The organism is Rhodanobacter sp. UC4448_H15, from assembly GCF_052978265.1.
Window position 1 is genome coordinate 3,345,761 of record NZ_CM129665.1, and the last position, 22,047, is coordinate 3,367,807.

Here is a 22,047-nt window from a genome sequence, read left to right on the forward strand (position 1 = left end):
TCCGCCATGTCCGACGCCCTCACCTACCGCGCCGCCGGCGTCGATATCGACGCCGGCAATGCCGTGGTCGAACGCATCAAGCCGCTGGTCAAGCGCACCTTCCGCCCCGAGGTGATGGGCGGGCTGGGCGGCTTCGGCGGCCTGTTCGATCTCTCCGGCCGCTACCGGGAGCCGGTGCTGGTCTCCGGCACCGACGGCGTCGGCACCAAGCTCAAGCTCGCCCAGCAACTGGGCCGGCACGACACCATCGGCATCGACCTGGTCGGCATGTGCGTCAACGACGTGCTGGTGCAGGGCGCCGAGCCGCTGTTCTTCCTCGACTACTTCGCCACCGGCAAGCTGGACGTGGAGACCACCGTGGCCGTGGTCGGCGGCATCGCCAGGGGTTGCGAGCTGGCCGGTTGCGCGCTGATCGGCGGCGAAACCGCCGAGATGCCCGACATGTACCCGCCCGGCGAATACGACCTGGCCGGCTTCACCGTCGGCGCGGTGGAAAAGTCACGCATGCTGAGCGGCGCGTCGATCGTGGCCGGCGACGTGGTGCTGGGCGTCGCCTCGAGCGGGCCGCACTCGAACGGCTATTCGCTGGTGCGCAGGATTCTCGAGCGCGCCGGCAACCCGTGGGAGCTTGATCTCGGCGGCGTGACCCTGGCCGATGCGCTGATGGCGCCAACCACGATCTACGTGAAGCCGATGCTGGAGTTGTTGAAGGAAAGCGTGGTCCACGGACTCGCCCACATCACCGGCGGCGGCCTCAAGGAAAACATCATCCGCGTGGTGCCCGACGGCCTCGGCCTCACGCTGGACGCATCGGCCATCGTGCTGCCGCCGGTGTTCGACTGGCTGATGCGCGAAGGCAAGGTCGCGCGCGAGGAAATGTGGCGCACGTTCAACTGCGGCATCGGCTTCACCGTGATCCTGCCGCCCGACGCCGTGGCCGACGCGTCCGCGCTGCTGGCGCAGCACGGCCTGGTCAGCTCGGTGATCGGCGCGGTGGTGAAGGCACAGGACGACGAGCGCGTGCATATCGGCTGACATATCGTGCCCGCCCGCGCTGCGCCGACATACCGTTCGCCCTGAGCGCAGCGCACGCGGAAAGCAGCCGGAAATGGCTGCTTTTTCAGGAAGCGAGGAAGCCGAAGGACCCTTCGACTCCGACCCTGCGGGTCCACGCTCAGGGCGAACGGCGAAAACCATGACCTCACCAACACGCATCGCCGTCCTCGCCTCCGGCCGCGGCAGCAATCTCGCCGCGCTGATTGCCGCGCGCGACGCCGGCACCCTGCCGGTGGAATTCGCCCTCGTGGCCAGCGACAAGGCCGACGCCGGCGCGCTGCGCCTGGCCGAGGCGGCCGGCATCCCCACCCTGGCGCTGTCGCCGAAAGCCTATCCCGATCGCCGCGCCTACGACCTGGACCTGTTCGGCCGCGTTGCCGCCAGCGGTGCCGAGCTGCTGGTGCTGGCCGGTTTCATGCGCGTGATCGACGCCGAGGCATTGCGTCCGTGGGTCGGCCGCGTGATCAACATCCATCCTTCGCTGCTGCCGAAGTACCGCGGCCTGCACACCCATCGGCGCGCGCTGGAAGCCGGCGACGCCGAACATGGCGCCAGCGTGCATTTCGTCACCGCCGAGCTCGATGGCGGCCCGGTGATCGCCCAGGCACGGCTGGCGATCGAGGCCGGCGACGACGAACAGCGCCTGGCCGAGCGCCTGCTGCCGCTGGAACACCGCCTGCTGCCGGCCGTGCTCGGCCTGCTCGCCAGCGGTCGCCTGCAATGGCGCGACGGCACGGCGCACCATGCCGGGCAGCCGCTGTCGGCCCCGCTGCTGCTGGGCGACCACGGCCTGGAGTGATGCACCATTCAGGCCGGCGCGGGCAGACTCCGGGCATGACCATGCGACCCCTGCTCGCCACCCTGCTGGCCCTTTCCTTCTGGCTTGGCACCGCCACCGCGGCCACCACGCCGGGCGCCTTCACTGCCACCTACGAGGTGTCGCGCGACGGCAGCCCGATGGGCACCGCCACGGTGAGCCTGCAGAACGACGGCAACGGTCAGTGGACCTACCGCAAGGCGGTCAAGGGCACCGGCGGCCTCGCCGCGCTGCTCGGCGCCAGCACGGACGAGACCTCACGCTTCCGCTGGAAGGGCCAACTGCCCGAGGCGATCAGCTACGACTATCAGCTGCGGACCGGGATCAAGGACAAGACGCGCCACCTGCGCGTGGACTGGAACGCCCGCCAGGTGCACGTCGAGAGCGGCAAGGGCAGCGAGAGCTATCCGGCGCAGCCGGGCATCGTCGAGCGCAACACCTTGCCGCTGGCGCTGGGCGTGGCCCTGCAGGACGGCCAGCAGCAGGTGGCGCTGGCGGTCGCCGTGCGCCAGCGGGTGGAAACCCAGCAGTTCAGGGTCGTCGGCAAGGAAAACATCCAGGTTCCCGCCGGCAGCTTCCAGGCCCAGCGGGTCGACCGCACCGATGCCGACCGCGGCTTCAGTGCCTGGTATGCGCCCGAGCGCTACCCGCTGCCGGTCAAGCTGTCGCAGCACGATGGCGGCGACCTCACGATGGAGCTGGTGAGCTACAAGGCCGACTGATCCGTAGGAGCCCGCTCGCGGGCGATGCTTTTGGCGAATCCCCAATGCCGAGTCCCGGCACAAAAGCATCGCCCGCGAGCGGGCTCCTACGGGTGGGGACGCGGTCCTAGGACGCCGGATCAGCTCGGCAGGCGGCGGATACGCGCGCCGAGCACGCCGAGCTTCTCCTCGATGTTCTCGTAGCCGCGGTCGATGTGGTAGACGCGGTCGACCACGGTTTCGCCGCTGGCGACCAGGCCGGCCAGCACCAGGCAGGCCGAGGCACGCAGGTCGGTGGCCATGATCGGCGCGCCGCTCATGTGCTCCACGCCCTTCACGATCGCGGTGTTGCCTTCCAGTCGGATGTCGGCGCCCAGGCGCTGCAGTTCGTGCGCGTGCATGAAGCGGTTCTCGAACACCGTCTCGGTGACCACGCCGGTGCCTTCGGCCACGCAGTTGAGCGCGGTGAACTGCGCCTGCATGTCGGTCGGGAACGCCGGGTACGGCGCGGTGCTGATGTTGACCGCCTTCGGCCGGCGCCCGCCCATGTCCAGCTCGATCCAGTCGTCACCGGTGGAAATCTGCGCGCCGGCTTCCTCCAGCTTGGCCAGCACCGCGTCCAGCGTGTTGGCGCGGGCGTGGCGCGCGCGCACCTTGCCGCCGGTCATCGCCGCGCCGACCAGGAAGGTGCCGGTCTCGATGCGGTCGGGCAGCACGCTGTACTCGGCGCCGTGCAGGCGCTCCACGCCGTGAATCACCATGGTGGAACTGCCGGCGCCCTCGATCTGCGCGCCCATCGCCATCAGGCAATGCGCCAGATCCACCACCTCGGGCTCCTGCGCGGCGTTGTCGATGATGGTGGTGCCCTGCGCCAGGGTCGCGGCCATCATGATGTTCTCGGTGCCGGTGACGGTGACCATGTCCATGGTGACGCGCGCGCCCTTCAGCCGCGACGCCTTCGCCTTGATGTAGCCGTTCTCCACCGTGATGTCGGCGCCCAGCGCCTGCAGCCCGCGGATGTGCTGATCGACCGGGCGCGAACCGATCGCGCAGCCACCGGGCAGCGAGACCTCGGCCTGGCCGAAGCGCGCCACCAGCGGGCCGAGCACCAGGATCGAGGCGCGCATGGTGCGCACCAGGTCGTACGGCGCCACGCAGGTGCTGGTGGTGCGCGGGTCGACGTGCATCTTCATGCGGTCATCCAGCACCAGTTGCACGCCCATCTGGCCGAGCAGCTCGATGAAGGTGGTGACGTCGTGCAGATGCGGCACGTTGCCGATGCTGACCGGCTCGTCGGCCAGCAGGCAGGCGGCGAGGATCGGCAGCACGGCGTTCTTGGCGCCGGAAATGCCGACCTCGCCATGAAGTGGCACGCCGCCGTTGATGAGGATTTTGGCCATTGAGCTGGGAATCGGGAATTAGGGAATAGGGAATGGAAAAGCCGGGATTGTCGCGAGTCAGGATGGGGAGCGGCTCTTGCCATTCCCTATTCCCTACTCCCTGTTCCCGGCCTCTTCCGGCGTCAAGGTCTTCAGTGCCAGCGCGTGGATCGCGCCGCCCATCAGCTCGCCCAGGGTGGCGTAAACCAGTCGGTGGCGCGCCAGCGGCAGCTTGCCGGCGAACTGGCTGGCGACGACGGTGGCTTCGAAATGCACGCCGTCGGCGCCGTCGACCTCGGCCCGGGCGCCGGGCAGGCCTGCTTCGATCATCGCCTGTATGCGGTTGGGGTCCATGGGCGTTCCATACGGAGTCGTGCCGGCGAAGCCATGGGTGGCGCGCGTGGCGGCACCATGGGGCAGGCAAAGACGTTAAAATGCGAATATGCCATGGTAATGGAATTCTTCTGGCACAGAAACGACGTCGGCGCCCTTCCCCCACTTGAGCTCACATGAACGCACGCATCGCCCCACCCGCGTCGAACGCACCGAGCCCCGACGCCATCATCCGCAGCGCCCGTACCGTGATCGCCACCGAGGCGACCGCGATCGCCGCGCTGGAGCAGCGCATCGGCGACGACTTCGCCGCCGCCTGCAGCCTGATCCTGGCCTGCAAGGGCCGCGTGGTGGTCAGTGGCATGGGCAAATCCGGCCACGTGGCGCGCAAGATCGCCGCCACCCTGGCTTCCACCGGCACCCCGGCGTTCTTCGTGCACCCGGGCGAAGCCAGCCACGGCGACCTGGGCATGATCCTGCCGCAGGACGTGGTGCTGGCGATCTCCTACTCGGGCGAGACCGACGAACTGCTGTTCATCCTGCCGGTCATCAAACGCCAGGGCATCCCGCTGATCGCGATCACCGGGCGCGCCACCTCCTCGCTGGCGCGCGAGGCCGAGGTACACTTGGATGGCAGCATCTCCAGCGAAGCCTGCCCGCTCGGGCTGGCGCCGACCACCAGCACCACGGTGGCGCTGGTGCTGGGCGACGCGCTGGCGATCGCGCTGCTGGAAGCGCGCGGCTTCACCGCCGACGATTTCGCCCGCTCGCACCCGGCCGGCGCGCTGGGCCGGCGCCTGCTGCTGCACATCAGCGACGTGATGCACAGCGGCGACGACGTGCCGCGGGTGTCGCCCGATGCCTCGCTCACCACCGCGCTGATGGAAATGACCCGCAAGCAACTGGGCATGACCGCCGTGGTGGATGCCGAGCAGCGCCTGCTGGGGGTGTTCACCGACGGTGACCTGCGCCGCGCGCTGGACGACGAGGAGGTCGACCTGCGCGGCGCCCGCGTCGCCGACCTGATGACCCGCGGCCCCAAGACGATCGGCGCCGAGCGCCTGGCCGCCGAGGCCGCGCAGCTGATGGAGAAGCACCAGATCCACGCGCTGCTGGTGGTCGACGACGAACAGCACGTCGTCGGCGCGCTGAACATTCACGATCTGCTTCGTGCGCGCGTGGTCTGATTTGCCTTGGCAAATCAGAAAATCAGGCAAGCTCGCGCTTTCGCTCTGAAACCCGAAATCACAATCGTGCCCAATCCCGTCTATCTCACCAATCTTCCGGCAGCGATCCTTGAGCGCGCGGCCCGCGTACGCCTGGCCGTGTTCGATGTCGACGGCACGCTCACCGATGGCCGCCTGTGGTACGGCGAGGACGGCCGCGAGACCAAGGTGTTCCACGTGCACGACGGGCTGGGCCTGAAACGGCTGCAGGCCTACGGCGTGCAGGTCGCGCTGATCACCGCGCGGATCAGCCATCCGGTGGCGCTGCGCGCCGAGGAGCTGGACATCGCCCACGTCTACCAGGGCCAGGGCAACAAGCGTGCCTGCCTGAACGAATTGCTCGACGCGCTGCAATTGCAGCCCGCGCAGGTGGCCTACGTCGGCGACGACCTGCCCGATCTCGCACCGATGCGCGTGGCGGGCCTGGCCGTGGCGGTGGCCAATGCACACCCGTGGATCGCCGAGGCGGCGCACTGGCAGACGCGCGCGCCCGGCGGCGAAGGCGCGGCGCGCGAGGTGTGCGACCTGATCCTGCATGCGCAAGGCCACGGCGACGCCGAGCGGGAGCACTGGCAGTGAGCTTGCGCCAGTGGCTGCGCGACCGGCGCCTGCCGGCCGCCATCGTGCTGGTCGGCCTCGCCGCGGGCACCAGCCAGTTGCTGCTGTGGTGGCTGGGCCCGGCGCCGCGCGCGCGCGACTTCGTCGGCCCGCCGCGTTCGAGCTACACCTTGAACGATGCCCGCGTCACCGAGTTCGGCGTCGACGGCAAGCCCAGCGTGTACCTGCAGGCGCCGCGGGTGGACCGGCGCGAAGGCGACGAGTCGCTGTATCTCGACTCGCCCACGTTCCAGATTCCTGCCGAACAGGCCGGCGTGCCGCCGTGGCGCGGCAAGTCGCGCTACGGCTGGGTCAACAAGCCGGGCACCGTGCTCAAGCTGCAGGGGCCGGTCGAGCTGCACCGGGATGCCTTCACCGACGCGCACGGCGTGGCCCGCCCCGATGCCGGCGTGAAGACCTCGGAAGTCACCGCGTGGCCGCGCGAAAACCGCCTGGAAACGGCCCAACCCGCCCAGCTCACGCAGGGCGACAGTAGAATGAACGGGGTCGGCATGCGCGCCAACCTCTCTGACAACCACCTGGAACTTCTCCATGACGTCCACGGCATCCTCTTTCCGCAGCCACGGAATGCTCCGGCTCGCCCTGCTCGTGCTGGGGGCGCTGCTGCTGCAGCCCGCCCTGGCCCGGAAGGATGACCGCAGCCAGCCGATGCGGGTGGTGCATGCCGATTCGTTCAGCGGCTTCAATGCGCCCAACAGCGTCACCACGCTCAACGGCCACGTCGAGCTGAGCCAGGGCACGCTGCGGATCACCGGCGACCTGGCCAAGATCTACGTCGACGGCAACCAGCAGCTGAGCCGCATCGTGGTCACCGGCAACGCCCACATCCAGCAACTGGACGATGCCGGCAACCTGATGTCTGGCGACGCGCGCACGCTGGACTACGACAACATCAAGGGCATCGCCACGCTCAAGGGCCAGGCCGCGGTGCACCAGCAGGGTCGCGGCGAAGCCCATGGCGACACCCTCACCTACAACACGCAGACCAGCGAGATGACCGGCAGCAGCGGCAACGACGGCATGGTGCACATGATTTTCCTGCCCAAGCCGCAGCCTGCTACCGCGCACTCCGCCACCATCCCTCCCGCCCCCGCGTCTTCCGCCGCGGCGCCGGCCGCCGCGGCCAGCAGCCCGGCGCCGCAGGGGCAACACTGACCCCATGCTCTCCGCCGAAGGTCTGCAGAAAAGCTTCAAGTCGCGCCAGGTCGTGCGCCATTTCGCGTTCTCGATCCGCGAGGGCGAAGTAGTCGGCCTGCTCGGCCCCAACGGCGCCGGCAAGACCACCTGCTTTTACATGGTGGTCGGCCTGATCGAGGCCGATGCCGGCACGATCACCCTGGACAAGCGCGACATCACCGGCCTGCCGATGCATGCACGCGCCAAGCTTGGCATCGGCTACCTGCCGCAGGAGGCGTCGGTGTTCCGCCGGCTGAGCGTGGCGGACAACATCATGGCGGTGCTGGAACTGCGCGAGGGGTTGACCTCGAAGCAGCGCGACAGCGAGCTGGAAAGCCTGCTCGACGAGCTGAAGATCGCCCACATCGCCGGCCAGAAGGGCATCAGCCTGTCCGGCGGCGAGCGGCGCCGCGTGGAAATCGCCCGCGCGCTGGCGGCCAATCCGCGCTACATGCTGCTGGACGAACCGTTCGCCGGCGTCGACCCGATCTCCGTGGGCGAGATCCAGCGCATCGTGCGCCACCTCAAGGAACGCGGCATCGGCGTGCTGATCACCGACCACAACGTGCGCGAAACCCTGGGCATCTGCGACCGCGCCTACATCCTGAACGAGGGCGAGGTGCTCTCGCGCGGCACGCCGGCGCACATCCTGGCCGACGAAAAGGTCCGCGAGGTCTATCTGGGCCGCGAATTCCGGCTCTGAACGAGGGCGTGACGGGCCGCGCTGGCCGCGTCTCCGGCCACGCGCTAGGATGGCCGCACGTTCCTTCGACCTGGCTGGCATGAAACCCGCATTACAGTTTCGCCTCCACCAGCAACTGACCCTGACGCCGCAACTGCAGCAGGCGATCCGCCTGTTGCAGCTGTCGCAGCTGGAGCTGGAAGCCGAACTGCGGCAGATCGCCGAGAGCAACCCGTTGCTGGAGTTTGCCGAGGAGGTCGAGGACGAGGAAACCGAAGGTCTCGACGACGCCGAGAGCAATTTCCAGCTCGCCGACAAGGCGCCCGAGAGCCACAGCGAGAACGATGAAGGCGCCATCGACTGGGCCGACGGCGGCGGCGTGGCGGAGTCGCCGATCGACTTCTCCAGCAACAGTCCCGGCAACGGCAGCGGTTCGCGCGGCGACGAGGATTTCGAGCCGCAGAACGCCGCCCCGGAAACCCTGCAGCAACACCTGACCTGGCAGCTCAACCTGGCCTCGTTCAACCCGCGCGAACACCTGATCGCCACCGTGCTGATCGACGCGCTCAATCCCGCCGGCTACCTGGCCGAGGGGATGGAAGCGGTGCTCGCCGCGCTGCCAGCCGGCTTCGACGCCAGCGTGGAGGAAGTGGAGGCGGTGCGTCGCCGGCTGCAGGGCTTCGACCCGGCCGGCGTCGGCAGCCTGGACCTGCGCGACTGCCTGCGCGTGCAACTGGAGCAATTCGACCCCGACACCCCGCATCGCAGCCTGGCGCTGCGCATCGTCGACAGCGAGCTGGAATTGCTGGCGCGCAACGACATCGTGCGACTGGCGCGGCGCCTGCACGCCACGCCCGACGACGTGGCCGAGGCCGCCGTATTGATCCGCAGCCTGGACCCGCGCCCCGGCGCGGCGCTGGACGCCACCCCGGTCGAGTACGTGGCGCCGGACGCCTATGCGATCCGCGACGGCATGCGCTGGCGGGTCAGCCTCAACCCCGATTCGCAGCCCCGGCTGGGCCTGAACCAGCACTACTGCGGCCTGATCGCCAAGGCCCGCGGCGAGGATGCCAGCTGGATGCGCGGCCAGCTGCAGGAGGCGCGCTGGCTGATCAAGAGCCTGGAATCGCGCGCCGAAACCCTGCTCAAGGTGGCCGAGGCGATCGTGCGCCGGCAAAGCGCCTTCCTCGACTACGGCCCGGAGGCGATGCATCCGCTGGTGCTGCGCGAGGTGGCCGAGGAGGTGGGCATGCACGAATCCACAATCTCGCGGGTCACCACGCGCAAATACCTGCACACGCCGCGCGGCACCTTCGAGCTGAAGTATTTTTTTTCCAGCGGCGTCTCCACGGAGGATGGCGGCAGCGCCTCGGCCACCGCGATCCAGGCCATGCTGCGCAAGCTCATCGACGCGGAGAATCCGCGCAAGCCGCTGTCCGACCAGGCCATCGCCGAAGAATTGCAATCCAAGGGCATCCAGGTCGCCCGCCGCACCGTGGCCAAATACCGGGAGGGGCTGCGCATACCCACATCCAGCGAACGCCAGCGCGCCGGCTGATCGGTCGCGGCATGGCGCGGGCGGGAACTTGCTTGTCGCCAAAGTGTTCCCATGTCTTGTAGACGAGATGACTGAAAGGCGTGCCAGGTCGAGCCGACCGCGGCACGTCCACCCGCCGCGAAACGCGGCACTGCACCACCAGAGGAGGCGCCTCCATGCAATTCCAACTCAGCGGCCAGCAGATTGAAGTCACCCCGGCGCTGCGCGACCACGCCACCGCCAAGCTCGACCGCCTCACCCGCCTCGACGACAAGCTGAAAAGCCTCGTGATCGTGCTCTCGCTGGACAAGCTCCAGCAGCGCGCCGACGGCACCCTGAGCGTGGTCGGCGGCACCCTGCACGCCGAAGCCACCGAGGCGGACATGTACGCCTCCATCGACGTGCTGTTCGACAAGCTGGTCGCGCAGTTGCGCAAGTACCGCGAGAAAGTCGCCGACAAGCATCAGCGCGAGGCGCGCGAGGAACGCCAGTACGGCTGATCCCTCCGCGTCGGTTCGACCATTCGCATGCAGCACGGCTCGCCGGTTCTCCGGCGGGCCGTTCTTGCCTCTGCACGCCGTGCAAGCCGCAAGCTGGCACAATGGTGGCGGTTCGGGCGGCCCACGTCGCCCATCACGCGACACAAGGGCCGCAGGCTTGGATCGGATCAGCGCGCGACAACTCTACGACGGCGTGCACGAGCGCATGGCGCTGCGCTGGGTGTCGGGCATGCGCGGCGAATCGCGGCTGCTGGAGCCGGGCGTGGCGCAGGCGCGGCGGCCGTCGCTGATCGGCTACCTCAACATCATCTACCCGAACAAGATCCAGATCATCGGCTCGGAGGAGCTCAACTACCTCGACGGGCTCGACTCGCGCCAGCGCTGGGAAGTGATGCACAAGATCGCCGCCTACCAGCCGGTGGCCCTGATCGTGACCAAGGATCAATCCGTTCCCGCCGACCTGCGCGAGGTCGCCGAGGAAACCGACATGCCGCTGTGGATCAGCCCCAAGCGCGGCCACGAGTTGCTGACCTACCTGCAATATCACCTGGCGCGCATGCTGGCGGCCAAGACCACGCTGCACGGCGTCTTTCTGGAAGTGTTCTCGATCGGCGTGCTGATCACCGGCGAGGCCGGCTCGGGCAAGAGCGAGCTGGCGCTGGAACTGATCAGCCGCGGCCATCGGCTGGTGGCCGACGACGCCACCGAGTTCACCCTGATCGCGCCGGACGTGATCGACGGCACCTGCCCCGAGCTGCTGCAGGACCTGCTCGAAGTGCGCGGCCTGGGCGTCCTCAACGTGCGCGAGATGTTCGGTCACATGTCGGTGAAGACTTCCAAGTACCTGCGCCTGGTGGTGCACCTGAAGCCGCTGCGCGACGGCGAGGAGGCCGATGCGCTCACCCGCCTCACCGGCGACATCGGCCATCGCCCGATCCTCGACGTGCAGGTGCCGATGATCACCATCCCGGTGGCGTCCGGCCGCAACATCGCGGTGCTGGTCGAAGCCGCGGTGCGCAGCCACGCGCTGAAGAGCAAGGGCATCGATCCGGCGCAGACCTTCATCGACCGCCAGGCGCACCAGCTGCGCCGACTGCCCCCGTGGTGAACGCATGAACGAGAACGAGCCGCCGCTGACCCCCTTCAACGCCCGCGAGGGAATCCACCTGATCGTGCTCACCGGCCTGTCCGGCGGCGGCAAGACGGTGGCGCTGCGCGCGCTGGAGGATCTGGAGTTCTACTGCGTCGACAACCTGCCCGGCAGCCTGCTGCCGCACCTGGTGCAGGCCGTGCTGCAGGATCGCAGCAGCCGGCGCCGGCGCATCGCGGTGGGCATGGACGTGCGCAATCGCGGCGAGGACTTCGCCCACCTGCCCCATGTGTTGTCCGAGCTGGCCGCCTCCGGGGTGGAGCCGCACCTGATCTTCCTCGACTGCCGCGACGAGGTGCTGATCAAGCGCTACTCGGAAACCCGCCGGCGCCACCCGCTGGCCTTGCGCGGCGTGTCGCTCGCCGATGCGATCGTCGAGGAGCGCCGCCTGCTGCGCCCGCTGATGGCGATCGCCGAGAAGGTGATCGATTCCAGCGACCTCAACGTGCACCAGCTGCGCCGGCTGGTCGCCACCGGCTACGCGCAGGCCACCGAGGGACTGACCCTGATGTTCCAGTCGTTCGCGTTCAAGCGCGGACTGCCACTGGATGCGGATTTCGTGTTCGATGCGCGCTGCCTGCCCAACCCGCACTGGCAACCGCATCTGCGGCCGTTGTCGGGCAAGGACGCGCCGGTGCGCGAATACCTCGACGCCGAGCCCATGGTGGGCGAGTACTTCGCCGACACCGCGAGCTGGCTCGACCGCTGGATTCCGCGCTTCGAACAGGACGACCGCAGCTACCTGACCGTCTCCATCGGCTGCACCGGCGGACGCCACCGCTCGGTCTACCTGGTGGAGAAGCTCGCCGCGCACTACCGCAGCCAGCGCGAAGGCGTGCTCACCTTCCACCGCGAGCTCGAATGATGATGCGCGCGAGCCACCCGGCGAGGCCAACCCCATGAGCGTCGGCGTGCTGCTGATGACCCACGAGGCGGTCGGCCACGCGCTGATCTCCGCCGCGCGCCACGTGATGCCGCAGCTGCCGCTGCGGGTGGCCGCGGTGGAAGTGCCGCCGGAGGCCGACCCGGAGGTCATGCGCTCGCTCACCGCCCACCACGCGCGCGAGCTGGACCAGGGCGGCGGCGTGCTGATCCTGGCCGACCTGTACGGCGCCACCCCGTGCAACATCGGCCTGTCGCTGGGCGCGCTCGGCGTGCACCTGCGCTGCGTGTCGGGGCTCAACCTGCCGATGCTGCTGCGCGTCCTCAACTACGCGGAGAAGCCGCTCGACGAACTGGCCGAAATCGCCGCCAGCGGCGGTCGCGGCGGCATCTTCATCGACCACGCCTGACACTGCCCATGCTCGAACAAGAAATCGTCGTCTCCAACAAGCTCGGCCTGCACGCCCGCGCCTCGGCCAAGCTGGTGCAACTGGTGCAGGGCTTCAAATCCACCGTCTGGCTGGTCAGCAAGGGCCGCGAGGTCAACGCACAAAGCATCATGGGCGTAATGATGCTCGCCGCCGGCATCGGCACGCCGCTGTCCGTGCGTGCCGACGGCCCCGACGAAGAAGCCGCTCTGGCGGCGGTGATCGCGCTGTTCGAGCGCAAGTTCGACGAGGGAGCCTGAGATGCAGGGAATCGGGAATAGGGAATCGGAAATGGTAAGAAGCGGAGTGCCCGCGAGCGCCCCGCTTCCCGCAAGCACCTTGCTTTCTGCTTTGCCTATTCCCTATTCCCTATTCCCTATTCCCGCGATTGGCCCCCAAGGCGACCAATCGTGAGACACGTCCTCCCCGGCACGCTGGCGGCGCGCGGCATGGCGCTCGGACGGGCGCGGCTGGTGCAGCCGAGCCGCTACGCCGTCGACACCCGGCCACTGGACGAGGGCGAGGTCGAGGAGCAATTGCAGCTGCTGCACCGGGCGCTGGAAACCGCGCGGCAGGAACTGCGCGAGTTGCGCGGCAAGCTGCACGGCGCGCTGGCACGCGAGGTCAACGAGTTCATCGACGCGCACAGCCTGCTGCTGGACGATGCCGAACTGCTGCGCGGGCTGGACGACCTGGTGCGGGTCGGCCGCTACCGACCCGGCGCGGCGCTGAAAAAACAACGTGACCGCCTCGCCGCCGTGTTCGAGGCGATGGACGACCCCTACCTGCGCAGCCGCAAGGAGGACGTCGAGCAGGTGATCAACCGGGTGATCTCCGCGCTGCAGCGCCAGACCAGCCCGGAGGAACGCAAGCTGGCCGCCCGCGTCGGCGAGATCCTGATCGCCGACTCGATCGCCCCCGCCGACATGGCGCAACTGGCCGGCGCCGGGCTGCTCGGCGTCGTCGCCAGCTCCGGCAGCGCCTACTCGCACAGCGCGATCCTGGCGCGCAGCCTCGGCCTGCCGATGCTGGTGGGTACGCGCGACGCGCTGGCCGACATCCACGACGACGACCTGATCCTGCTCGACGCCGAGCGCGGCGAAACGGTGGTGCATCCCACCGCGCAGGACCTGTCGCGCTACCGCGCCTGGCAGCGCCAAGCCGCCGACGAAGGGCGCCGCCTGGCCAAGCTGGCCAACGCGCCCACGCGCACCCGCGACGGCGTCGAGATCGCCCTGCTGGCCAATGCCGAAACCCCCGCCGACGTGGCGATGGCACGCGCCCGCGGCGCGGACGGCGTGGGCCTCTATCGCACCGAGTTCCTGTTCCTGCGCAAGCGCGCGCTGCCCTCCGAGGACGAACAGTTCATCGCCTATCGCGACCTGGTGATGGGCATGGGCGGCCTGCCGGTGACGATCCGCACGCTGGATCTCGGCGCCGACAAGGCCGACGCCGCCGGACTGACGCTGCGCGGCGAGGACAACCCCGCGCTCGGCGTGCGCGGCGTGCGCCTGTCGTTGCGCTACCCGGCCGTGTTCACCACCCAGATCCGCGCGATCCTGCGCGCCGCGTGCTACGGCCCGGTGCGCGTGCTGGTGCCGATGGTGACCCAGCCGGACGAGCTGATCGCCGTGCGCACCCTGTTCAAGCTGGCGCGGCAGGAGCTCAAGCGCGAGAACATCGACCTGCCGGAGAAACTGCCGCTGGGCGCCATGATCGAAGTGCCCGCCGCGGCGATCAACGTGCGCGCGCTGCTGGAACACAGCGACTTCCTCGCCATCGGCACCAACGACCTGGCCCAATACGTGCTCGCCGCCGACCGCGGCAACGATGCGCTGGACAACATCTACACCCCGCTGCAACCGGCCCTGCTGCGCCTGCTCTCGCACGTGATCGGCGCCGGCCGCCGCGCGAAGAAGCCGGTGAGCCTGTGCGGCGAGATCGCCGGCGACATCAGCTTCACCGCACTGCTGCTGATGCTCGGCCTCAACGAGTTCAGCATGCACCCAAGCCAGATCCTGCAGGTCCGCGACCGCCTCGCCGCGCTCGACCGCGCCCACCTGCGCCGCCATGCCGCAAAGCTGCTGCGCGCGCATACCCACGAGCAGGTGGCGGCGACGTTGAACGCCATCCTCGCGAACGCTGCGCCCTGTTAGGCCGTATATGGATCGTGCGTCGCTAAACCAAGCAAAAAAACTCGCCTACCGCGATCCCGAGGTCGCGCTTCGGGAGCTCCGCGAAATCGAACTCTCAGCCGTCAGCTTGGATGTTTCTCCACAAGTGCGGCATCTACGCACGAACGATCTCAAGGGGCCGCGTGAGTATCGTCAAGCTGCGCTGTTTAGCCTAGGCATGTCGCATAACCTCGGCCTTCCGGTTCGCTTCTGCCCTATCGAAGCATCCGACTACGACTTCATTGCAACGTGGCAAGAGCAAGAGGTAAGACACTTCGCTCCGGTTCAACTCAAGGAACTTGCCCCAGAATCCCTCAATGCCACCGCCACGGTTCAGGACATCGTGGATGGGCTGGCAAAGTACTCCTCCAGCTCGCTAACGGTTGGCGTTTTCCTGAACCGCCAAGGATCGTTCGTACCGCAGGACCTGAAGATCCCACCGCTCCGCATTGGTGCCCTGTGGTTTATTTTCGCAACCGCACCTGATCAATCGGAGTGGGTGCTTTACGGAGATGTTTTGGGCCAATCACATGCAACCACTTTTGCGTATCCGGCCTGACAATTCGTTCAAGCCGAAGCCGCTTCGCGGCTCGGCTTAATTCAGGCGATGCCTGACTCCGACAGACCCCGACGACCGGCTTAGGCCGGGCAACGCCCGCCTGCTCCCTTACGCGACGACAACGACCAGAGCCGAAATCAGCGGGCAGCATCTCCTCTACAGCTTCTCCAGGAACGCATCCAGCAACGCGCCGCGATATTTCTGCCGGTGCAGGAGCAGGGAGAGTTTGCGGCGCAGGTCGAGGAAGGGGGTGCGCAGGGCCTTGAGGTGACCGGCGGCGACGGCGTCGGTGATCGCCACGGCGGGGAGGCAGGCGATGCCGAGGCCGGCGACCACGACCTGCTTGATCGCCTCGATCTGGTCGAGTTCCAGCACGGTTTCGCCGGGCGGCAGTTGCGAGAGCACGCGTTCGCTGGTGGCGCGGGTGGCCGAGCCGGGTTCGCGCAGCACCCAGCGCGCGCCGGCGAAATCGGCCGGTTTCAGGCTGCGCTTGCGCGCCAGCGGATGGTCCGGCGGCGCGCAGACCACCAGCAGGTCGTCGCGCCACGGCCGCACTTCTAGTTGCGGGTGGGTCACCGGGCCTTCGACGCAACCGATGTCCAGGCCATGGTCGAGCATGGCGGCGGCAATCGTCTCGGTGTTGGCCACGCGCAGGCGGATCGCCACCTGCGGGTTCGCGCGCACGAAGGCGCCCAGCAATTCGCCGACGCGATAGTTGCCCACCGTGTTGCTGGCGCCGATGCGCAGCTCGCCAGCCAGCGCGGCGCCCTCGACGCGCGCGCGGCGGCCGAACTCGGCGTGGCGCTCCAGCAGTTCCTGCGCCAGCGGCAGCAGCTCGCGCCCGCGCGCGTTGAGGTGCAATCGGCCGCGCTGGCGATCGAACACCGGCGCGTCGAGTTGGCGCTCCATCTCGGCCAGCGCCATGCTGGCCGCGGGCTGGGTCAGGTGCAGCCGTTCGGCCGCCGCGCGCACGCTGCCCAGCACGGCGACCTGCACGAACACATCCAGTTGGCGCGGGCTGATGTTGACCATCAAGGCATCTTATACACGGAATCAGAAGTTCAAAGTTCTATTGATGGATGGCCGGGTCGACAATGGCGGCTTCCCGCGGAGTCCCTGATGAACGCCTCGACCGCTGCCGTCCCCCGACCCTCCCTGCGCAGCCGCGCGCCCGGCCTCGCGCTGGCCGTGGCGATCGGCGTGCTGGCGCTGCTGCTGGGACGCTGGGTGCCGCTGATCGGCGGGCCGGTGTTCGGCATCGTGCTGGGGATCATCGTGCGCAACGTGTTTGCGCCTGGCGCGCGCTTCACCCCGGGCATCCAGTTCGGCGGCAAGCAGGTGCTGCAGTGGTCGATCATCGCGCTGGGCTTCGGGCTCAGCCTGACCCAGGTGGCGAAGACAGGGCTGGAATCGCTGTGGGTGACCCTGATCACCATGAGCATGGCCTTCCTCAGCGCCTGGGCACTGGGGCGCTGGCTGGGCGTGCACGACAAGCTGAAGATCCTGATCGGCGTGGGCACGGCGATCTGCGGCGGCTCGGCGATCGCGGCGGTGACCCCGATCATCAAGCCGGACGACCACGACACCGCGTTCGCGATCTCCACCATCTTCCTGTTCAACGTGATCGCGGTGCTGCTGTTTCCGCTGCTCGGCCACCTGCTGAACCTGTCGGATCTGGGCTTCGGCCTGTGGGCCGGCACGGCGATCAACGACACCTCGTCGGTGGTGGCCGCCGGCTACAGCTACAGCCATGCCGCCGGCGACTACGCCACCATCGTCAAGCTGACCCGCGCCACGCTGATCATCCCGATCTGCCTGGTGCTCGCCTTCGTGGTGGCGGCGCGCGAGAAGCGCCAGCACGCGCAGGCCGGCGACAGCGTCGGCTTCAGCCTGGCGCGCATCTTCCCGTGGTTCATCCTGTGGTTCGTGGTGGCCTCGGGCATCCGCACGCTGGGCCTGGTGCCGGTCGCGATCCAGCCGGCGCTGCACATGCTGGCCGAGTTCATGATCATCGTGGCGCTCACCGCGATCGGGCTCTCCGCCAACCTGCGCAAGATGGTTTCCAGCGGCGCGCGGCCGATCCTGCTGGGGCTGGGCGTGTGGATCGCGGTGGCGGTCAGCAGTCTGCTGGTGCAGTTGCTGATCGGGCGGCTCTAGCGGTTTTTCGGGATTCGCTGAAAGGGATCGCCCGCGAGCGGGCTCCTACGGTCCCGCGGGCGGCCGGCGGCGTTGCAGGTCGAGGCCACCCCTTAGCTTGAGGAACCGGGCTCAGCGCTTGTCCAGCGAGTACTTGCCCGGCCCGGTGATGCTCAGCAGGATCAGGCCGCCGACGATGCTGATGTTCTTGTAGAAGCTGATCATGCTCAGGTAGTGGGCCATGCCTTCCATGTTCCAGTAGCGGTGGCCGATCAGCGCCGCGGCCAGGGTGTAGAGGGCGAGCGCGAGTGCCAGCGGCCGGGTGTAGAAGCCGAGCACGATCAGGATGCCCACGACGAACTCCATCAGCACCGCGATCAGGGTCAGCAGCCCCGGTAGCGGCATGCCGGTGGAGGTCATGTAGGTGACGGTGGCGGTGAAGCCGGTGAGCTTGTCCAGCCCGAACTTCACGAACAGCACCATGAGCAGGATGCGGGCCAGCAGGATCAGCTCGTCTTTGCGATTCGCGAACAGGTCGTAGCGCATGGTTTCCTCCCTCGCCGTCGGCGTCATCAGCGCAGCGCACCTTCGCGCTGCGGACCAGGCTCGCCGCCGCACCGTGGCGCATGCGTGGACGCCATCCACGCGATGCCCGGCGAGGCCCCTCGCGGTCATCCTACGCCATTCGATCGAGGTGTACACCGGTGCCGGGACGACCATGCGTGGCTCCGCGGCGATGTTCCGGGCCGCTTTCCCGCGCGGGGAAAGCGGCCCGGGCGTCATGCGCCCCATCAGCGGGCAGGGTTGTAGGTCAGCTCCGCGTCGCGGCGGTCGATGTGCGACGATTCCTGTTCGATCGTGTCGCCGAGCGTCTTGCGCAGGTCGGTGGCGCCGTCCTTGCCGTACACGCTTTCGACCATCTTCCACAGGCTGGGATTGGCGTCGGCACCCAGCTCCGCCCAACTGGGCGAATAGCTCACCACCATGAAGTCGGGCGCGTCGGCGCCGCCGTCCATGACCCGCACGAAACGGTAGGAGTAGGCCCATTTCGATTTTGCGGCGGCCGCGGTGATCTTCTTCACTGCATCGGTGAACGCCTTGCCCTTGCCGTAGCCGGACTTCAGCTTGAAGTAGGTGATCTCCATGAGGTCGCCTGACATGCCTTTCGATGCGCTGTGGCTCATCTCGGCCTCCTCCTGGATGAAGACGCTGATCTCGCCCTTGAGGTGCGGATTCACCTCCTGCTGGAAGGTCGCGTCGCAGGCCTTGCCCTGCGTGCGCATCACGTCGAAATCCGCCCAGCTGACGGGGTCGGTGACATACGAATAGGCGTAGACGTCGCCGGTCTCATGGGTCAGTGCCGTCCAGGCGTACTTGAAGCCGTGCTCGGCCAGGCACTTGTTGTAGCTCTTGATGCCGGCGAGATACGCCTGCTGGCTCGCCGGTGCCACGGTGTCGGTGTAGATGCGCGAGACTTTCGCGGGCGCGTCCGCCGCGGCTGCGCCGCCCATGGCCAACAGCAAACCCGCAGACAACACACTCAGTGCAATGCCTTTCATGAGTCCTCCCCGCAGGGTCGAAAACCCTGCCCGCATGGTGTCGGGTCTCCCCCGCCACGCCTGTGGCGGCGGCCCAACCGCGCGAGTATGCGCGCGCCACCTGGCCGCCGGCGGGCGCGCGGCAGAAAATAAATTCCGGGAAACGGGTTCCTCGCCGAGCGTTGCTGGCGCGGAACATGCTACGCGGCGATGCTCGCCGCGGGAGGCTTACCCCCGCCCCTGCTCCACCAGGGTCAGCGCCACCTTGTCGCGCAGGTACACCGGCAAGGCCTGTTCCGGAGCCAGCACATGGCCGGCTTGGAACTCGCGCAGCGCCAGCTCGGCGACATGCGCCGCCTGCGGATAACGCAGCCCGTCGGCGGAATGCAGGGTGCCGCTGAGGCGCTGGCTGATCGCGGTGGCGTAGGTCGCCCAGCCCGTGCCGACCACCTGCCAGCTGGTGGCTTCCGGCAACACCAGCGTGTCGGCGGTGCAGATGCGTTCCTCGTCCAGCGCGAGCAGGCCACCGCTGCCGTCGCGGCGATAGCTGGCGGCGTAGATCTCGCCCATGCGCGCATCGATCACGGCGAGGATCGCGCTGCCCTCCTCTTCCGGCGCCTCCAGCGCCAGCGCGGCCAGCGAGGAAATGGTGACTACCGGGAGATCCAGCGCGAGGGCCATGCCCTGCGCCAGCGACACGGCCAGGCGCACGCCGGTGAACGCGCCGGGGCCGCGGCCCACCGCGATCGCGTCCAGTGCGTGGCGGCCGATACCGGCTTCGGCCAGCAGCGCGTCAGCCATCGGCAGCACCAGGTCGGTATGCCGGCGCGGCGCGATTTCGCTGCGGGCGATCAGTTCCTCGCCGTGGATCAGGGCGACGGAGCAGGCTTCGGTGGCGGTTTCGATCGCAAGCAGGTTCATGATCGCTCCATGATAGCGGCTGGCGGTTCGCCCGACGCAGGGCCGCAGGCATACCAGTCGATGCGTCGGGTCAGGAACATCATCAGGCCGACCACCGCCAGCAGCACCAGCGCGCCGACCAGCAGCGCGTACTGCTCGGCGGCGATCAACCCGTACAGCATCGCGTAGATCAGGCCGAGCACGCCGCCGAGCAGCGCGCCCGCGCGCCGCGCGCGCAGCACCGCCATCGCATAGCCGCCCACCAGCAGCACCACCGCCGTGGCGGCCAGGGCGTAGGCCGGGCCGAACCCGATCTGCTCGGACAACGCCAGCAACACCACGTAGAACGTGGCCAGCGCCGCGCCGACCAGCAGGTATTGCACCGGATGCACGCGCAGCTTCTTCAGCACCTCGAACAAGAAGAACGCCACGAAGGTCAGCGCGATGAACAGCAGCCCGTACTTCCCCGCACGCACGTTGCGCTGGTACACGTCCACCGGCTGGTACAGCTGCACGCCGAAGCTCGACGCCGCCAGCGCCGCGTCGATGTCCTCGCGATCGGTCCAGTGCTGGCCGTAGCTGCGGTTGAGGTCGAGCAGATGCCAGCGTGCGCTGAATCCGGTGGCGTCGATCCTGTGTTCCAGCGGCAGCGCCGCGCCGATGAAGCTGGGATCGTTCCACGGCGCGTGCATCTTGACGTCGGTGCTGCGCGCCAGCGGCAGCCATTGCAACGCCTCGGTGCCGGCGAGCTTCAAGGTGATCTGCACGTCGACCGGCTGGGCGCCCAGCGCATCCAGGTCGATCGGCACCACCACGTTCGGCCACGGGCCGAGCCGCTCGGCGGAGGATTCGAAGCGTGCCGGCTGGCCGTTGATGCGCAGCTCGCTCACTTCCTGCAGGCCGCGCAGGTCGGCCAGCGCCAACCGCAGCTCGGCCTTGCCGGCCCGCCACGGCGCATCGCTGGCGCGGCGGAACTGGGCCAGATCCTGCGCGCGGAACTGCGCAGCCAGCTTCACCGTGGCCACGTACACCGGCGCGCTGTAGATGCCGTAGCTGCGTGTGTCCACGCTCATCGCCACGTCCATCGCCAGCGTGTCGGCCAGGATGCTTTCGCTGCCGGCCTGCCACTGCGGCGTGGTGGCACCCGCCGGCGTCACCTCGCGCAGCGTCGGCACCACCAGCAGCGGCCCGCCCAGCACCTGCTTGCCGCCCCAACCCTGCGCGATCTGCGTGATCGCCGTCGTGCGCAGCTGCTGGCGCTCACTGACCAGGCCACGCACTTGCAGCAGCGGTATCGTCATCAGCAACGCCAGCAACCCGACCCCCAGCACCTTGGCGGTCACTGTCTGTGTCCACTTGCCCATCGCATTCGCTCCCCGTTGGCGGAGCGTCGATCACACCAGTGCGGGCGGCCTTGCAGCGGGCGACGGCGGGCGGGATGCGGGCCGAGTCATGGCATCGCGGGGGAGCCGGCAGCCACGATGGCGGCGCGCAACTGCCGATAGCCCTCGACCAGCCGTGGACCGGGCCGGCCAAGGTAGGCCTCGCTGATCGCATGGATGCGGTCGTGCTGCACTGCCGGCACCTCGGCCCAGTCCGGGCGCCCGCGCACCTTGTCGGCGCGGTAGTTCTCCACCTTCACGCCGCACCAGCTCATCACCACGATGTCGGGGCGCTCGGCCGCCGCGTCGGCATAGTGCAGCGGCACGCTGCGGGCATCCACCTCGCCCCACGGGTTGATGCCGCCGGCAAGGTGGATGATGTCGTTCACCCACGACTGCCGGGCCACCGCGATCACCGGCTTGGGCCACCATTCCACCAGCACGCGCGGACGCGCGCCGGGCACCTCCGCCGCCGGCATCGCCGCACGCATCGACGCCACCAGCGAGGCGCCGCGTTCGACCACGCCCAACGCGGCGGCGATGCGCCGGATGTCGTCGTACACGTCATCCAGTGATTGCGGATCGCACACCAGGGTGGCCAGCCCCGCCGCATGCAGCTCGGCGACCACCTGCTCGTGCCCCGGCACGGTCAGCGAACTCAGCACCATATCCGGTTCCAGCGCCTGCACCGCCTCCACGTCCAGATCCAGATCGCGCCCGGTACTGGGCAACCGCGCCACCACGTCGGGCGGGTAATCGGAATCGGCATCCACGCCAACCAGCTGGTCGGCGCAGCCCAGCGCGCAGACGATCTCGGTGTTGGAGCAGGTGTGGGAGAAGATGCGCATCGGCATGCCGGCCTCGGGAACTGCC

The 22,047-nt window shown here is 68.5% G+C and carries 25 protein-coding genes; 17 read left to right on the forward strand and 8 right to left on the reverse strand.

Features of this window, described 5'->3' with window-relative positions:
- Positions 1-6 precede the first annotated feature (6 nt).
- From purM to ACVCMI_RS15505, 3 genes are all read left to right on the forward strand, one after another.
- Complete coding sequence (gene purM / locus ACVCMI_RS15495; RefSeq protein WP_447098212.1) at positions 7-1,035, forward strand: phosphoribosylformylglycinamidine cyclo-ligase; 1,029 nt, start codon at positions 7-9, stop codon at positions 1,033-1,035.
- A gap of 160 nt (positions 1,036-1,195) precedes the next feature.
- Positions 1,196-1,855, forward strand: a complete 660-nt coding sequence (gene purN / locus ACVCMI_RS15500) for a phosphoribosylglycinamide formyltransferase (RefSeq protein ID WP_395120021.1) — start codon at positions 1,196-1,198, stop codon at positions 1,853-1,855.
- 35 nt (positions 1,856-1,890) lie between these two features.
- Positions 1,891-2,595, forward strand: coding sequence for a DUF3108 domain-containing protein (locus tag ACVCMI_RS15505; RefSeq protein ID WP_447098211.1), 705 nt, complete (start codon positions 1,891-1,893; stop codon positions 2,593-2,595).
- Positions 2,596-2,714: 119 nt separating this feature from the next.
- Here ACVCMI_RS15505 and murA read toward each other — a convergent pair whose 3' ends face one another.
- Positions 2,715-3,974 carry a UDP-N-acetylglucosamine 1-carboxyvinyltransferase gene (murA, locus tag ACVCMI_RS15510; protein ID WP_447098210.1) on the reverse strand — a complete coding sequence of 420 codons (1,260 nt, stop codon included), beginning with the start codon at positions 3,972-3,974 and terminating at the stop codon, positions 2,715-2,717.
- A gap of 93 nt (positions 3,975-4,067) precedes the next feature.
- On the reverse strand, positions 4,068-4,307 hold the full coding sequence (locus ACVCMI_RS15515; protein ID WP_395120024.1) for a BolA family protein: 240 nt from the start codon (positions 4,305-4,307) through the stop codon (positions 4,068-4,070).
- A 155-nt stretch (positions 4,308-4,462) separates the two neighbouring features.
- On the opposite strand from ACVCMI_RS15515, the gene ACVCMI_RS15520 reads away from it, so the two are divergent.
- From ACVCMI_RS15520 to ACVCMI_RS15580, 13 genes are all read left to right on the forward strand, one after another.
- The gene (locus tag ACVCMI_RS15520) at positions 4,463-5,473 is read left to right on the forward strand and encodes a KpsF/GutQ family sugar-phosphate isomerase (RefSeq protein WP_395120025.1); all 1,011 of its coding nucleotides are present in this window, start codon (positions 4,463-4,465) and stop codon (positions 5,471-5,473) included.
- A 66-nt stretch (positions 5,474-5,539) separates the two neighbouring features.
- Positions 5,540-6,091 (forward strand): KdsC family phosphatase, encoded by a 552-nt coding sequence (locus tag ACVCMI_RS15525; RefSeq protein ID WP_395120026.1) that lies wholly within the window; start codon positions 5,540-5,542, stop codon positions 6,089-6,091.
- Positions 6,088-6,765, forward strand: a complete 678-nt coding sequence (gene lptC / locus ACVCMI_RS15530) for an LPS export ABC transporter periplasmic protein LptC (protein WP_447098209.1) — start codon at positions 6,088-6,090, stop codon at positions 6,763-6,765. The genes ACVCMI_RS15525 and lptC overlap by 4 nt, the downstream gene beginning before the upstream one ends.
- Entirely contained in the window at positions 6,698-7,285 is a 588-nt protein-coding gene (gene lptA, locus ACVCMI_RS15535; RefSeq protein WP_447098208.1) for a lipopolysaccharide transport periplasmic protein LptA, read from the forward strand. The genes lptC and lptA overlap by 68 nt, the downstream gene beginning before the upstream one ends.
- Positions 7,286-7,289: 4 nt before the next feature.
- Positions 7,290-8,009 (forward strand): LPS export ABC transporter ATP-binding protein, encoded by a 720-nt coding sequence (lptB, locus tag ACVCMI_RS15540; protein ID WP_395120029.1) that lies wholly within the window; start codon positions 7,290-7,292, stop codon positions 8,007-8,009.
- Between the two features lie 79 nt (positions 8,010-8,088).
- Positions 8,089-9,546, forward strand: a complete 1,458-nt coding sequence (locus tag ACVCMI_RS15545) for an RNA polymerase factor sigma-54 (RefSeq protein WP_447099530.1) — start codon at positions 8,089-8,091, stop codon at positions 9,544-9,546.
- A 155-nt stretch (positions 9,547-9,701) separates the two neighbouring features.
- Entirely contained in the window at positions 9,702-10,025 is a 324-nt protein-coding gene (gene hpf / locus ACVCMI_RS15550; protein ID WP_395120030.1) for a ribosome hibernation-promoting factor, HPF/YfiA family, read from the forward strand.
- Between the two features lie 157 nt (positions 10,026-10,182).
- Positions 10,183-11,133: an HPr(Ser) kinase/phosphatase gene (hprK, locus tag ACVCMI_RS15555; protein ID WP_395120031.1), complete on the forward strand. Its 951-nt coding sequence runs from the start codon at positions 10,183-10,185 to the stop codon at positions 11,131-11,133.
- Between the two features lie 4 nt (positions 11,134-11,137).
- The gene (gene rapZ / locus ACVCMI_RS15560; RefSeq protein WP_447098207.1) at positions 11,138-12,040 is read left to right on the forward strand and encodes an RNase adapter RapZ; all 903 of its coding nucleotides are present in this window, start codon (positions 11,138-11,140) and stop codon (positions 12,038-12,040) included.
- A 34-nt stretch (positions 12,041-12,074) separates the two neighbouring features.
- On the forward strand, positions 12,075-12,467 hold the full coding sequence (locus ACVCMI_RS15565) for a PTS sugar transporter subunit IIA (RefSeq protein ID WP_395120033.1): 393 nt from the start codon (positions 12,075-12,077) through the stop codon (positions 12,465-12,467).
- An 8-nt stretch (positions 12,468-12,475) separates the two neighbouring features.
- Entirely contained in the window at positions 12,476-12,745 is a 270-nt protein-coding gene (locus ACVCMI_RS15570; RefSeq protein ID WP_447098206.1) for an HPr family phosphocarrier protein, read from the forward strand.
- A gap of 150 nt (positions 12,746-12,895) precedes the next feature.
- On the forward strand, positions 12,896-14,641 hold the full coding sequence (gene ptsP, locus ACVCMI_RS15575) for a phosphoenolpyruvate--protein phosphotransferase (RefSeq protein ID WP_447098205.1): 1,746 nt from the start codon (positions 12,896-12,898) through the stop codon (positions 14,639-14,641).
- A gap of 7 nt (positions 14,642-14,648) precedes the next feature.
- A complete protein-coding gene (locus ACVCMI_RS15580) occupies positions 14,649-15,218 on the forward strand; it encodes a hypothetical protein (protein ID WP_447098204.1) in 570 nt (189 codons plus the stop codon).
- A gap of 156 nt (positions 15,219-15,374) precedes the next feature.
- On the opposite strand, the gene ACVCMI_RS15585 is transcribed toward ACVCMI_RS15580, so the two are convergent.
- Positions 15,375-16,250: a LysR family transcriptional regulator gene (locus tag ACVCMI_RS15585; RefSeq protein WP_447098203.1), complete on the reverse strand. Its 876-nt coding sequence runs from the start codon at positions 16,248-16,250 to the stop codon at positions 15,375-15,377.
- Between the two features lie 87 nt (positions 16,251-16,337).
- Between ACVCMI_RS15585 and ACVCMI_RS15590 the strand changes: the two genes are divergently transcribed.
- The gene (locus ACVCMI_RS15590; protein WP_447098202.1) at positions 16,338-17,375 is read left to right on the forward strand and encodes a YeiH family protein; all 1,038 of its coding nucleotides are present in this window, start codon (positions 16,338-16,340) and stop codon (positions 17,373-17,375) included.
- Between the two features lie 111 nt (positions 17,376-17,486).
- On the opposite strand, the gene ACVCMI_RS15595 is transcribed toward ACVCMI_RS15590, so the two are convergent.
- From ACVCMI_RS15595 to ACVCMI_RS15615, 5 genes are all read right to left on the reverse strand, one after another.
- The gene (locus ACVCMI_RS15595; protein WP_395120044.1) at positions 17,487-17,900 is read right to left on the reverse strand and encodes a DoxX family protein; all 414 of its coding nucleotides are present in this window, start codon (positions 17,898-17,900) and stop codon (positions 17,487-17,489) included.
- Between the two features lie 245 nt (positions 17,901-18,145).
- Positions 18,146-18,913: a hypothetical protein gene (locus ACVCMI_RS15600; protein ID WP_447098201.1), complete on the reverse strand. Its 768-nt coding sequence runs from the start codon at positions 18,911-18,913 to the stop codon at positions 18,146-18,148.
- A gap of 207 nt (positions 18,914-19,120) precedes the next feature.
- Entirely contained in the window at positions 19,121-19,813 is a 693-nt protein-coding gene (tsaB, locus tag ACVCMI_RS15605) for a tRNA (adenosine(37)-N6)-threonylcarbamoyltransferase complex dimerization subunit type 1 TsaB (RefSeq protein ID WP_447098200.1), read from the reverse strand.
- Positions 19,810-21,156 carry a cell envelope integrity protein CreD gene (creD, locus tag ACVCMI_RS15610; protein ID WP_447098199.1) on the reverse strand — a complete coding sequence of 449 codons (1,347 nt, stop codon included), beginning with the start codon at positions 21,154-21,156 and terminating at the stop codon, positions 19,810-19,812. Before creD ends, tsaB begins: the two co-directional genes overlap by 4 nt.
- An 86-nt stretch (positions 21,157-21,242) precedes the next feature.
- Positions 21,243-22,028, reverse strand: coding sequence for an ABC transporter substrate-binding protein (locus ACVCMI_RS15615; protein WP_447098198.1), 786 nt, complete (start codon positions 22,026-22,028; stop codon positions 21,243-21,245).
- Positions 22,029-22,047 lie beyond the last annotated feature (19 nt).

Bases quoted from the DNA above. Each gene is read 5' to 3' on its own strand.
- ACVCMI_RS15515 (WP_395120024.1), bottom strand. From the start codon at position 4,307: ATGGACCCCAACCGCATACAGGCGATGATCGAAGCAGGCCTGCCCGGC.
- ACVCMI_RS15565 (WP_395120033.1), top strand. From the start codon at position 12,075: ATGAGCGTCGGCGTGCTGCTGATGACCCACGAGGCGGTCGGCCACGCG.
- murA (WP_447098210.1), bottom strand. From the start codon at position 3,974: ATGGCCAAAATCCTCATCAACGGCGGCGTGCCACTTCATGGCGAGGTC.
- tsaB (WP_447098200.1), bottom strand. From the start codon at position 19,813: ATGAACCTGCTTGCGATCGAAACCGCCACCGAAGCCTGCTCCGTCGCC.
- purM (WP_447098212.1), top strand. From the start codon at position 7: ATGTCCGACGCCCTCACCTACCGCGCCGCCGGCGTCGATATCGACGCC.
- ACVCMI_RS15615 (WP_447098198.1), bottom strand. From the start codon at position 22,028: ATGCCGATGCGCATCTTCTCCCACACCTGCTCCAACACCGAGATCGTC.
- rapZ (WP_447098207.1), top strand. From the start codon at position 11,138: ATGAACGAGAACGAGCCGCCGCTGACCCCCTTCAACGCCCGCGAGGGA.
- ACVCMI_RS15570 (WP_447098206.1), top strand. From the start codon at position 12,476: ATGCTCGAACAAGAAATCGTCGTCTCCAACAAGCTCGGCCTGCACGCC.
- ACVCMI_RS15590 (WP_447098202.1), top strand. From the start codon at position 16,338: ATGAACGCCTCGACCGCTGCCGTCCCCCGACCCTCCCTGCGCAGCCGC.
- purN (WP_395120021.1), top strand. From the start codon at position 1,196: ATGACCTCACCAACACGCATCGCCGTCCTCGCCTCCGGCCGCGGCAGC.
- ACVCMI_RS15520 (WP_395120025.1), top strand. From the start codon at position 4,463: ATGAACGCACGCATCGCCCCACCCGCGTCGAACGCACCGAGCCCCGAC.
- ACVCMI_RS15545 (WP_447099530.1), top strand. From the start codon at position 8,089: ATGAAACCCGCATTACAGTTTCGCCTCCACCAGCAACTGACCCTGACG.
- lptA (WP_447098208.1), top strand. From the start codon at position 6,698: ATGCTCCGGCTCGCCCTGCTCGTGCTGGGGGCGCTGCTGCTGCAGCCC.
- creD (WP_447098199.1), bottom strand. From the start codon at position 21,156: ATGGGCAAGTGGACACAGACAGTGACCGCCAAGGTGCTGGGGGTCGGG.
- ACVCMI_RS15600 (WP_447098201.1), bottom strand. From the start codon at position 18,913: ATGAAAGGCATTGCACTGAGTGTGTTGTCTGCGGGTTTGCTGTTGGCC.
- lptB (WP_395120029.1), top strand. From the start codon at position 7,290: ATGCTCTCCGCCGAAGGTCTGCAGAAAAGCTTCAAGTCGCGCCAGGTC.
- ACVCMI_RS15505 (WP_447098211.1), top strand. From the start codon at position 1,891: ATGACCATGCGACCCCTGCTCGCCACCCTGCTGGCCCTTTCCTTCTGG.
- hpf (WP_395120030.1), top strand. From the start codon at position 9,702: ATGCAATTCCAACTCAGCGGCCAGCAGATTGAAGTCACCCCGGCGCTG.
- ACVCMI_RS15585 (WP_447098203.1), bottom strand. From the start codon at position 16,250: ATGGTCAACATCAGCCCGCGCCAACTGGATGTGTTCGTGCAGGTCGCC.
- ACVCMI_RS15595 (WP_395120044.1), bottom strand. From the start codon at position 17,900: ATGCGCTACGACCTGTTCGCGAATCGCAAAGACGAGCTGATCCTGCTG.
- ACVCMI_RS15580 (WP_447098204.1), top strand. From the start codon at position 14,649: ATGGATCGTGCGTCGCTAAACCAAGCAAAAAAACTCGCCTACCGCGAT.